Annotated in this window: 9 protein-coding genes; 5 read left to right on the top strand and 4 right to left on the bottom strand. The window is 72.4% G+C overall.

Features of this window, described 5'->3' with window-relative positions; genetic code table 11:
• Positions 1-1,578 (top strand): DUF4914 family protein (locus ABWK99_RS08980; RefSeq protein WP_372594359.1); only part of this gene is annotated, 1,578 nt, incomplete at its 5' end.
• Between the two features lie 146 nt (positions 1,579-1,724).
• Positions 1,725-2,474 carry a sulfite exporter TauE/SafE family protein gene (locus ABWK99_RS08975; RefSeq protein ID WP_372594358.1) on the top strand — a complete coding sequence of 250 codons (750 nt, stop codon included), beginning with the start codon at positions 1,725-1,727 and terminating at the stop codon, positions 2,472-2,474.
• Positions 2,475-2,483: 9 nt separating this feature from the next.
• On the opposite strand, the gene ABWK99_RS08970 is transcribed toward ABWK99_RS08975, so the two are convergent.
• Complete coding sequence (locus ABWK99_RS08970) at positions 2,484-3,137, bottom strand: response regulator (protein WP_372594357.1); 654 nt, start codon at positions 3,135-3,137, stop codon at positions 2,484-2,486.
• Between the two features lie 9 nt (positions 3,138-3,146).
• Positions 3,147-4,481 (bottom strand): sensor histidine kinase, encoded by a 1,335-nt coding sequence (locus tag ABWK99_RS08965; RefSeq protein WP_372594356.1) that lies wholly within the window; start codon positions 4,479-4,481, stop codon positions 3,147-3,149.
• Between the two features lie 184 nt (positions 4,482-4,665).
• On the opposite strand from ABWK99_RS08965, the gene ABWK99_RS08960 reads away from it, so the two are divergent.
• Positions 4,666-5,439, top strand: coding sequence for a DUF4352 domain-containing protein (locus tag ABWK99_RS08960; RefSeq protein WP_372594355.1), 774 nt, complete (start codon positions 4,666-4,668; stop codon positions 5,437-5,439).
• A 57-nt stretch (positions 5,440-5,496) separates the two neighbouring features.
• On the opposite strand, the gene ABWK99_RS08955 is transcribed toward ABWK99_RS08960, so the two are convergent.
• Positions 5,497-5,928 carry a DUF3054 domain-containing protein gene (locus tag ABWK99_RS08955; protein WP_372594354.1) on the bottom strand — a complete coding sequence of 144 codons (432 nt, stop codon included), beginning with the start codon at positions 5,926-5,928 and terminating at the stop codon, positions 5,497-5,499.
• Positions 5,929-6,061: 133 nt separating this feature from the next.
• Here ABWK99_RS08955 and ABWK99_RS08950 point away from each other — a divergent pair, with 133 nt between their 5' ends.
• Together ABWK99_RS08950 and ABWK99_RS08945 are read left to right on the top strand one after the other, a co-directional pair.
• Positions 6,062-8,713, top strand: a complete 2,652-nt coding sequence (locus ABWK99_RS08950) for a glycoside hydrolase domain-containing protein (RefSeq protein WP_372594353.1) — start codon at positions 6,062-6,064, stop codon at positions 8,711-8,713.
• A 78-nt stretch (positions 8,714-8,791) separates the two neighbouring features.
• A complete protein-coding gene (locus ABWK99_RS08945) occupies positions 8,792-10,084 on the top strand; it encodes a glycosyltransferase (protein ID WP_372594352.1) in 1,293 nt (430 codons plus the stop codon).
• Positions 10,085-10,096: 12 nt separating this feature from the next.
• On the opposite strand, the gene ABWK99_RS08940 is transcribed toward ABWK99_RS08945, so the two are convergent.
• Positions 10,097-10,651: a hypothetical protein gene (locus ABWK99_RS08940; RefSeq protein ID WP_372594351.1), complete on the bottom strand. Its 555-nt coding sequence runs from the start codon at positions 10,649-10,651 to the stop codon at positions 10,097-10,099.
• Positions 10,652-10,689: the final 38 nt, after the last annotated feature.

The following is a 10,689-nucleotide window of genomic DNA, read 5'->3' as shown; positions in this document are numbered from 1 at the left end:
GCGCCGACCAAGGCCGAGACGCTCACCTGGCTGAGCGAGCAGTCGCTCATCGTCGTGCCCTTCAAGGCCGGCGGCCTGCACTACGGGTACCCCTCGATCGGGATCATCCCGGCCAACGCGGCGTTCTTCGCGCTCGCCCTGGTCGACCTGCAGGGCTGGGTGACGTTCGACGAGCTCGGCACCTTCACCCCGCGGTCGATCCTCTACGTCGCCCCGCCCTTCCGGCACACGCACTTCGGCGGGAAGCAGGTCGTCGTGCACGACCGCAGCGACACGCTGCACGAGGTCTTCGCCTACAACCTGTACCCGGGACCGAGCGCCAAGAAGGGCGTCTTCTCCGTCCTGCTCGACGTGGGTGAGCACGAGGGCTGGCTCACGGCGCACGCGTCCTCCGTCAAGGTGCGCACCCCGTACGAGAACGAGGTCGTCGTGATGCACGAGGGTGCATCCGGAGGCGGCAAGTCCGAGATGTGCCAGGAGATCCGGCGCGAGGAGGACGGCCGCATCCTCGTCGGGACCAACGTCGTCACCGACGAGCCGTACCTCATCACCCTCGGTGAGACGAGCACCCTCTCCCCGGTGACCGACGACATGACGCTGTGCCACCCCGCCTTCCAGCACGGGGACGGGTACCTCACGGTCGCCGACGCCGAGGCCGGCTGGTTCGTCCGGGTCGACAACCTCACCAAGTACGGCGAGGACTCCCACCTGGAGCGGGCCTTCATCCACCCCAAGGAGCCGCTGCTCTTCCTCAGCCTGCAGGGCGCGCCCGGAGCGACGGTGCTGCCCTGGGAGCACACGATCGACTCCAACGGGAAGCCCTGCCCCAACCCGCGCGTGGTCATCTCCCGCAAGGAGTTCGACAACCTCGTGGACGAGCCGCAGCAGGTCGACGTCCGTACCTTCGGGGTCCGGATGCCGGCGTGCACGCGCAACGCACCGAGCTACGGGATCATGGGCATGATGCACCTCGTCCCGCCGTCGGTGGCGTGGCTGTGGCGGCTCATCGCCCCGCGTGGTGACAAGAACCCCTCGATCGGCGAGAGCAAGTCCGACAAGAAGACCATCAAGCACGGCGGAATGGTCTCCGAGGGAGTCGGCTCCTACTGGCCCTTCTCGACCGGCACGAAGGTCGCCGCCGCCAACCTACTGCTGCGCCAGCTCGTGGCAGCCGACCGGACGCGCTACGTCCTGACCCCCAACCAGCACATCGGTGCCTACAAGGTCGGGTTCTCCGCCGAGTGGTTGACCCGCGAGTACATGGCGCGCCGTGGCGGTGGCCGGTTCTCGATGGACAACTTCAGCCCCGCGCGTCTCCCGTTGTTCGGGTACACCCCGAAGGAGATCAAGCTCGACGGTCAGCAGATCCGGCCGACCCTGCTGCGTCCCGCCTTCCAGTCCCAGGTGGGCGAGGAGGCGTACGACGTCGGCGCGAAGATCCTCACGGACTTCTTCAAGCACGAGCTCCAGCAGTACCTGACCGACGAGCTCGACCCGCTCGGCCGCCAGATCATCGAGATCTGCATGCGGGACGGCAGCATCGACGAGTACGTCGCGTTGACGCCGATGCCCCGCTGACGCATCTGCGTCTCCTCCTCGAGGCGAACGCCCGGTCGGCCCTGTGGCCGGCCGGGCGTGGTGCTGTCCGGGCAGCGGCACGGGACGCCGGGCCGGTCGTCGGTCGTCGGTCACGGCCGAGCCCTCCGCTCCGCTAGCGTCGCGGGGTGCACCTGACCCTGACGGTCGTCGTCCTCGGCACCCTCGCCACCGCGATCTTCGGGATCTCCAAGACGGCTGTCCCCGCCGTCGGCTCCTTCGGCGCCGCGCTGCTCGCCACCGTCCTGCCGCCGCTCGCCTCGACGGGAGTGGTGCTGCCGGTGCTCATCGTCGGCGACCTCATCGCGCTGGGGATGTACTCCCGGCACGTCGAGATCCGGGTCCTGCTGCGCCTGCTCCCCGCGGTGACGGTCGGGCTGGTCCTCGGCTACTGGACCGTCCGCTCGGCCGGCTCGGAGGCCTCCGCCCGGGTGATCGGGGCGATGCTGCTGATCAGCGGTCTCGGTGAGCTGCTGCGGCGACGTGCCGCGCGGGTGGCAGGAGCCCCTGCCCCCGTGGGCGATCGAAATCCGGTCTCGGTCGCGCTCGGAGCCGGGGCGGGGTTCTCCACGATGGTCGCGAACGCCGGCGGGCCGATGATGACGCTCTACCTGCTGCGCCTGGGGATCACCCAGCGGGCCTTCCTCGGCACCGTCGCCTGGTTCTTCTTCGTGATCAACGTGCTCAAGGTGCCGTTGAGCGTCGGGCTCGGGCTCATCACCCCGGCATCGCTCGTGATCAGTGCGGCGCTGGTCCCGGGGATCGTGCTGGGTTCCCTGCTCGGCCGCCGGCTCGCCGCGGCGATGAGCCCTGAGGTCTTCGCCACGGTCGCGCTGGTCGCGACCTCGGTCGCCGGCCTGTGGCTCGTGGTCGCCTGACCGAGGCCCTCAGGCGGGTGCGAGGCCGGCGCGGTCGACGACGAGGGCGAGCTGGACCCGGTTCGCGACCCCGATCTTGTCCATCGCCCGCGAGAGGTGCGTCTTGACGGTCGCCTCGCTGCAGTAGGTCGACGCAGCGACCTCGGCGTTGGTCCGTCCCGAGGCCACGGCGGCCGCGATCTCCAGCTCCCGGTCGGTGAGCACCTCGAGCGCCTGACGGGCGCGATCGCGTTGTGCGGCAGCCGGATCGGCGGTCATCGCGTCGACGACATAGCGCGCCGCACGTGGACCCAGGGCACTCAGCCCGCCTGCGACGTTCTGCACCGCTGCGACGATCTCGCTGGGGGCTGCGTCCTTGGCGAGGAAGCCCTGTGCTCCCGCGTTCAGCGCCGCGTGCACCAGCTCCCTCGTGTCGAACGAGGTGAGGGCGAGGACGCTGGTCGGGTTCGGCAGGGCCCGGACCGCGACCGTGGCCGGGACACCACCCATCCGGGCCATGCGCAGGTCCATCAGGACCACGTCGGGGCGGTGCCGCTGGACGGCGGGGACGGCCTCGTCGCCGTCCGTGGCCTCCCCGACGACCTCGAGCCCCTGGGCGGTGAGGATCTGGCGGAGCAGGCGGCGGACGAGGGCGTCGTCGTCGACGAGGAGGACTCTGATCACTCCGCGATGCTAGGTCGAGGCACCGACACGGGCCTTGGCCGGCGCGGGCCAGGGCAGCGTCGCGCTCACCACGAACTGCGTGCCGGCGGGCTCCGCCGTGAGGGTTCCCCCGGCCAGCCCCGCACGCTCGCGCATCCCGACGATCCCGGCGCCGCCGCCCGGCCCTGCGTCCGCGGGACCGGCCGCCCATCGGGGGTCCCGTGCCGAGAGCGCCATCGGGTTCGTCACGCGCAGGCGGACTCCCGCGCCCGGCGCCGCACGCAGGTCGACCTGCACCGGGGCGCCGGGGGCGTGCTTGAGGACGTTGGTGAGCGACTCCTGGACGATCCGGTAGACGGCGCGGGTCAGCACCGCCGGCGCTGTGGCCCCGTCCTGGATGACGACGGTCGCGCGCACGTCCGCCCCGGCGTCGCGGGCGTGGTCGAGGAGCTCGGGGAGCTCGGCGAGGCTCAGGCTCGGCAAGGGCGCACCACCGGCTCGCGCGAGGGCCGCGGGGTCGCGCACCAGCGCGACCAGGTCGCGGAGCTCCTCGAGTGCCTGGTGGGCCGAGGCCCGCATCGTCCGTGCCGACTCGCGCACGTCCCCGTCGCTCGCCGCCCCGCCGACCTCCAGGGCCGAGGCGCTGAGCGAGACGAGGGAGAGGTGATGGGCCACCGTGTCGTGGACCTCCCTGGCGATGAGCTCGCGTTCCTCCTGCCGGGTCATCTCGGTGCGCAGGTCCGCGCTGACGCGCTCCTGCGCATGCTGCCGGCCGATCGCGTCCCTGGCTCGACCGTGCCACCGTCGAGCGAGTCCTGCTCCCACGGCGACCGCGAGGCACAGCACACCCACCACCCCGTAGCCGAGCGGGGACAGCACGGAGCCCGCGTCACCACCGGCGAGGAGGACGGCGCCGGGCGGCCGGGCCCGGTCCCGCGCGAGTGCCAGGGCGGTGCCGAGCGCCGTGAGCCCACCGCACCACCAGGCCTCGCGCGCACTGCGCCGGGCGATGACCCAGGGTAGGGCGATGAGTGCCGCGACGGAGTCCAGCGGGAGCAGGACGGCACCGATCGCCGTCGCGAGCCCGACCTGGAACGGGAACCGGGTGCGGAGCAGCAGCGAGGCGCCCAGCCCGAGGCCGATCACCCAGGCCCCGACCTGTGCGAGGGACACCCCGTCCGCAGCCGGGTCGGCCTGGGCGGCGAAGGCCATGGCGGCCGTCGAGGAGAACTGCGCGACCCCGACCGCCCCGAGCGACCCGAGCACGAAGGCCGCCGGCGCCCACGACGACGTCCCGCCGACGACCCGTCCGTCGGGACGCACGACAGCCCCTGGCGGGGGCAGCGTCGCCGTCGGGAGGGTCATGGCTGGGAAGCGTAGGACCGAGCACCGACAGCCGACTCATCCGATCGGACAGGAGAGCCGGCCGATCGACGGACGCCAGGAGGCCGGCCGGATCGCCAGGCTCTCCCCGATCGCACCGAGCACGTCGGAGCGTGCCGCACCGCATGAGCGGCACGCTCCCCGAGCTCCCGGATGAGGAGGACCCATGACTCAGCCCCCGGCCCCTGCGCCGCAGCCCTACCCCGCCCAGCCGTACCCCGGACAGCCTCAGCCCGGCCACCCCTACCCCGCCGGGCCCGTCCCGCCCGGTGCCTCCGGCCCGCAGCCGCCCGCACCGCGGCGCGGCTTCTTCGCCCGGCACAAGGTCCTGACCGGCATCGGGATCGCCGTCGTGCTCCTCATCGCCTTCGCGTCGGCAGGCGGTTCGACGGAACCGGACGAGCAGGGGACGGCAGGCTCCGCCTCCTCCGCCGTGCCGGATGCGGTGGCGGGCGGCACGACCTCCGAGACGGACCAGGAACAGGCAGCAGCAGAGCCGGCCGAGGAGCCGGCCGAGGAGCCCGAGCCTGAACCCGAGCCGGCCGCACCGGGCATCGGCGCCGTCGTCGCGGACGGGAAGTTCGAGTTCACCGTCACCTCCGTCGAGACGGGAGTCGCGAGGGTCGGCGACGACTACCTGCACCAGGACGCGCAGGGACAGTTCGTCCTGGTGCGCATGACCGTGAAGAACGTCGGCGACGAGGCCCAGTACTTCGACGGCTCGAGCCAGGAGCTCGTGGACACCGAGGGGAGGCGCCACTCGGCGGACTCCGGAGCGGCCATCTACCTCGGCGACGCCAACAGCTTCCTCAACCAGATCAACCCGGGCAACCAGGTGGACGGCGTCGTCGTCTTCGACATCCCTGTCGACGCGCAGCTCGCGAGCATCACGCTGCACGACTCGATGTTCTCCGGCGGGGTGAGCGTCGACCTCGGGTGAGCTCGCCCGCGAACCGGAGCAGGGCGGCCGCGTGCAGGGGCGCGGTCGCCCTGCTCCTCAGGCGCGCGGCCTACGCCGCAGCACGACGAGCCGCCACCCGAGCAGCACGAGCGTGAGGAAGGTCGTCACCACCACGACGAACGACAGCGGGGTGCCACCCGTCCCGGACAGACGCCGCAGCAGCATCCCGCCGACGACGCTCCCGCCGAGCACCGTGGCGCCGGCGGGGATCGACGAGGCGCTCCAGTCGCGACCGCTCGCCCGTAGCCCCAGCACCGCGAGCCAGCCGAGACCGGCTCCGGCAAGGAACGGCCAGGCTGTGGTCAGTGTTCCGAGGACGACAGGGCCCTCGTCGTGCGAGCGCCTCCCGACCAGCACGAAGACGAGGACGGCGAGCGCGTCCGCGCCGGCGGCGGTGAGGTCGGCGCGACCGCGCGCGACCTGACGGACGGAGGTCCGCTCGGTCGAGCGATCGGTCGGGGTGGTCACGGGGCCATGCTGCCACCCGAGTTCCCCGATCGCTGATCCAACGGTGACCCGCCCGCAACCCCCCGGACACGTGGCGCGCCTAGCGTCACCCGATGGACACCGTCGTCGAGCGCCGCATGCCCGGGAGGTGCACGTGATCGAGCACGTCGACCCGTTCATCGGGACCGAGGCGACCGACCTGCCGACGCCCGCGGGCCTTGCGGCGACCTGGTGGTGGCCCAAGCCGCTGGTCGGCAACACCCATCCCGGCGCGACCTACCCCTTGGGCATGGTCTCCGCCTGCGCGTACTCGGGTGCGTACCCCACCGGCTACGGCCGCTACGAGCTGAGCACCGAAGGAGTGCCTCCCGAGCTGTTCGACCGGCAGGTCGCCTCGGGCTTCACGCACTTCCAGCAGTCCGGGACCGGTGCGATCCGCAAGTACTACAACTACGTCCGGGTCACCCCGATGCTCGAGCCGCTCGACGCCCTCGGTGAGCAGTGGGAGCTGAGCGACGAGCGCGCCGAGCCCGGCTGGTACGCCACGACCCTCTCCTCCGGGATCCGCTGCGAGCTCACCGTCGGGCCCAAGAGCGTCGTCCACCGGTACACCTTCCCGGCGCACAAGGACGCCCGGGTGGTCCTCGACTTCTCCCTCGGCGGGCTCGCCATCCCGCACGGTCGCACCGTCCCGCTCCGCGCCCACCTGCACAGCGTCGCGCCCGGCGTCGCGCAGGGCGAGATCGTCGTCGAGGGGGCACCCCTGGCGGTCCACCTGGAGTGCGACACCCCCGACTGGCGTCAGCTCCTCTGGTACGACCGCCGCCTCATGCCGGGTGGCACCCGCCTGGACTTCGACTACATCCGCCCGACGACGCTGCGCCCCTTCGGCCTGATGTGGGCCGGGCCGACGACGCCCGGTCAGGTCGTCGAGATCCGGATGGGCTTCTCCCTGCGCGGGGTCGAGCAGGCGCGGGCCAACCTGGAGCGGGACTGCGGGACGGAGCCCTCCGGGTTCACCGCTCGCCGCGCCGCGACCCACGAGACCTGGCGCGAGCACCTCGAGGCGATCGTCGTCGACACCCCGTCCGCCGAGCGCAAGCAGATCTTCTCGACCGCGCTCTACCACGCGCTGATCAAGCCGTGCCTCGCCGAGGACGAGAGCCCGTTCTGGCCGGCCGACGGAGCCTTCGCCTTCGACATCTCGACGATGTGGGACATCTATCGCACCCAGCTGCCGCTGCTGACGCTCCTGCGGCCCGAGCGCGCCGTCGAGCTGGCCCAGGCGCTGCTGTACATCTGCGAGCAGGAGGGCAACCTGCCCATCGGCTACCGGATGGCGCGCGGCGCCGATCAGTTCTCCCGGCAGGGCAGCGCCCTCGCGCACACCTTCTTCGCCGACCTGTGCCAGCTGGGCCTGCCGGGGATGGACTGGGACTGGGCCCTGGTGCACATGCACAACGACCTGCGGCGCACCTACGGCGAGGACTTCCTGCTGCGCGGCGTGGCCCACCCGATCAGCCACACCCTCGATCTCGCCTTCGGCTACTGGTGCACGGCGAAGGTCGCCGAGCACCTGGGGGACGCCGCTCTCGTGCGGCAGTTCGCTCCGCTCGCCGCGCAGTGGGCCAACGCCTTCGACGCGGGGACCGGCCTGCTCGTGGACTCCACGTTCTACGAGGGCGGGCGGTGGAACTACTCCTTCCGCCTCGTGCACGACATGGCCGCCCGGATCGCCCTCGCCGGTGGGGACGAGGCCTTCGTCGCCCTGCTCGACCGCTTCTTCGGCTTCGGCGCCGATCAGTTCTCCCGGCAGGGCAGCGCCCTCGCGCACACCTTCTTCGCCGACCTGTGCCAGCTGGGCCTGCCGGGGATGGACTGGGACTGGGCCCTGGTACACATGCACAACGACCTGCGGCGCACCTACGGCGAGGACTTCCTGCTGCGCGGTGTGGCCCACCCGATCAGCCACACCCTCGACCTCGCCTTCGGCTACTGGTGCACGGCGAAGGTCGCCGAGCACCTGGGGGACGCCGCTCTCGTCCGGCAGTTCGCCCCGCTCGCCGCGCAGTGGGCCAACGCCTTCGACTCGGGGACCGGCCTGCTCGTGGACTCCACGTTCTACGAGGGCGGGCGGTGGAACTACTCCTTCCGCCTCGTGCACGACATGGCAGCCCGGATCGCCCTCGCCGGTGGGGACGAGGCCTTCGTCGCCCTGCTCGACCGCTTCTTCGGCTTCGGCGCCGATCCGGTGAGCCAGCCGGGAGTGCGTCCGTCCGCGGCGGAGATGGCCGCCGGCTACGCCCTCGACCGCTTCGAGGGGCTCAACAACGAGCCCGACATGGAGGCGCCCTGGTCCTACCACTACGCGGGTCGGCCCGATCGCACGGCAGAGGTCGTGCACGCCATCGTGCAGCACCAGTTCGGGACCGGCCGCGGCGGGCTGCCAGGGAACGACGACTCCGGGGGGCTGAGCTCCTGGTTCGTCTGGGCGACCCTCGGCCTGTTCCCCGTCGCAGGGCAGAACCTCGCCCTCATCTCCGCGCCGGCCTGGCGCGAGTCCCGGATCACCGTCGCCGGAGGCGCGCTGACGATCGCGACCTCCGGATTCGTCGAGCCCACCCCGGACGGCCGGCCCCAGTACGTCCGGTCCGTCCGGCTCGACGGGGTCCCGCTCGAGCGACCCTGGCTGACCGGAGCGGAGCTGCACCGCGGCGGTCGCCTGCTCATCGAGCTCGGGCCGACGCCCTCCGACTGGGGTGTCCACGTCCGCCCACCCTCCTGGCCGATGTCCGAACCGACCTGACCCACCCCCTGACCCGACCGAGACCGCCGTCCCCGACCCGCTCCCCACTCGCTGAGGACCACCGATCGGAGAACGACCATGAACAACGACCGCCGCCTCGTCCTCGTCGTCCGCGCCGACCCCGTCATCTGCGGGCACTCCGGCGAGGCCCGCAACCTCGCCGAGGCCGCCCTGGAACGCGGCTTCACCGACGTGCGCATCGTCACCTGGCCCATCGAGCGCCTCGTCGAGACGGGTCTGCCGCTCAAGCCCCTCGACCGGGTCTCGCCGTACAGCCGCGGGATCACGGTGGAGCGCCCCGAGCCGGTGGGCGACTACAAGGTGCCCGACGGCCGCTACCTCGCCGGGATCACCGGTCGCCTCGTCGAGCTCTTCACCGACGGGGTGCCCACCGTCGCCATGTCCCTGTACCTCTCGCCCCACGCCCAGGCCGTCTCGGACGCGGCGCGCATCGCCCGCTCCACCGGCCTGCCGGTCGACGTGACGACGATCGCGGAGGCCGTCGGGTCCGACGTGACGAACGTCGTGCGCGCCAGCGTCGAGGAGGACCGCCTCGGCGCCGCCGCACAGGTGCTCACCACCTACCTCGACTCCGACATCTGCCTCGCGGTCTCGCGCTACACCAAGGACCTCGTCGTCTCCGAGGCCGAGTCGATCGACTCCCGGCACGGCACCCGCTTCGCCGCGCAGCTGCGCGACCGTGTCGAGATCTCCTACCCGGCGATCGACGTCGAGGAGTACCTCGCCCGCGACGACGCGGAGACCGACGCCGCCCTGGCCCACCGCGGGCTGAGCCGCGACGGCTACGTGCTGTTCCTCTCCCGGCTCAGCCCGGCGAAGGGGGTCGAGGACCTCATCGCCGGGTACGAGCGCAGTGCGGCCGCCGGATCGGTCGACCTGGTGATCGCCGGGAACGGGCCGGGGGCCACGGCGTTCCGGGAGCGGGCAGCGGCCTCCCCGTACGCCGCACGGATCCGTTTCCTCGACGACGTCGACGACGTCGAGAAGCCTCATCTCATGGCCGGCTGCGCCGCCTACGCGCTGCCGAGCAAGCCGATGCCCGAGTTCGTCGAGACCTTCGGGATCGCCCTGGTCGAGAAGATGCTCGCCGGCGGCGGACCGGTGATCACCACCGACACCGGGGGGATCGGCGAGGCGGTCGGCGACTGCGCGATCATCGTCCCGGTCGAGGACCCGGACGCGATCGCCGCGGCGCTGGACCGCGCGGTCGTCGAGATGTCGCCGGAGGAGCGACGCCGGGCGGAGCACCGGGCGAGGCAGCACGCGAGGCAGTTCGACCGCGGCGCGGTGCTGGACGCGATCCTCGCGCAGGTCGACGCGATCACCCCGGCGCGGCTGTGGGCCGTCTGAGGCCGCTCCGGATCAGCCCTGGCGCTCGGCCGCCGGTAGGCGCGCGGCGATCAGGACGGGCGGGACGATCGCCATCGCGAGCAGCGCTGCGACGACGACGGAGCCTCGCGGCGCGGCAGGCGAGCCGACCAGGGCGAACACCGCGTAGACGAGCACGGGCGCAGCGACGACGGCCAAGGCCGACCACCCCAGGACAGCGAGTCGACGCCCGGGCGGAAGGAACCTCCGTGCGGCGTGCACCATCGCGAGGAGCCAGGCGATCATCGCGGCGAGGACCCCCGCGAGCAGCCCGAGGACGACGGCGGCCAGGTCGGCCCAGGTGTCCGTCGGTCCGGCGAGGGCGCGTTCCGCTGCGCCGACCATGAAACCGACGGCGGCTCCGACCCCGAGCGCGGCGGCGAGCCAGGCGAGGCAGTAGCCCAGGACCCCGACCGTGACCGGCACCCGTGGGCGCGGTCCGGCAGCGGTGCTCGACGGGGCGAGGTCTGCGGGCGATGAGCCGTCGGCCGAGCCGGGGACGGGTCCGGACGCGGGTTCGTGCGGGTCGTGCCGGACCGTTCCGGTCATCGGACCTCCTTGTCGTCGCACAGTAGCCAGTCCGCGGG

It is taken from the genome of Actinotalea sp., from assembly GCF_041597215.1.
GTDB lineage: Bacteria > Actinomycetota > Actinomycetes > Actinomycetales > Cellulomonadaceae > Actinotalea.
The sequence above is the reverse complement of the archived record's forward strand: the minus strand, read 5'-3'. Positions and strand labels throughout refer to the sequence as shown.

Excerpts from the sequence above, each read along its gene's own strand:
- ABWK99_RS08965 (WP_372594356.1), bottom strand. The coding sequence starts at position 4,481 with ATGACCCTCCCGACGGCGACGCTGCCCCCGCCAGGGGCTGTCGTGCGT.
- ABWK99_RS08960 (WP_372594355.1), top strand. The coding sequence starts at position 4,666 with ATGACTCAGCCCCCGGCCCCTGCGCCGCAGCCCTACCCCGCCCAGCCG.
- ABWK99_RS08945 (WP_372594352.1), top strand. The coding sequence starts at position 8,792 with ATGAACAACGACCGCCGCCTCGTCCTCGTCGTCCGCGCCGACCCCGTC.
- ABWK99_RS08940 (WP_372594351.1), bottom strand. The coding sequence starts at position 10,651 with ATGACCGGAACGGTCCGGCACGACCCGCACGAACCCGCGTCCGGACCC.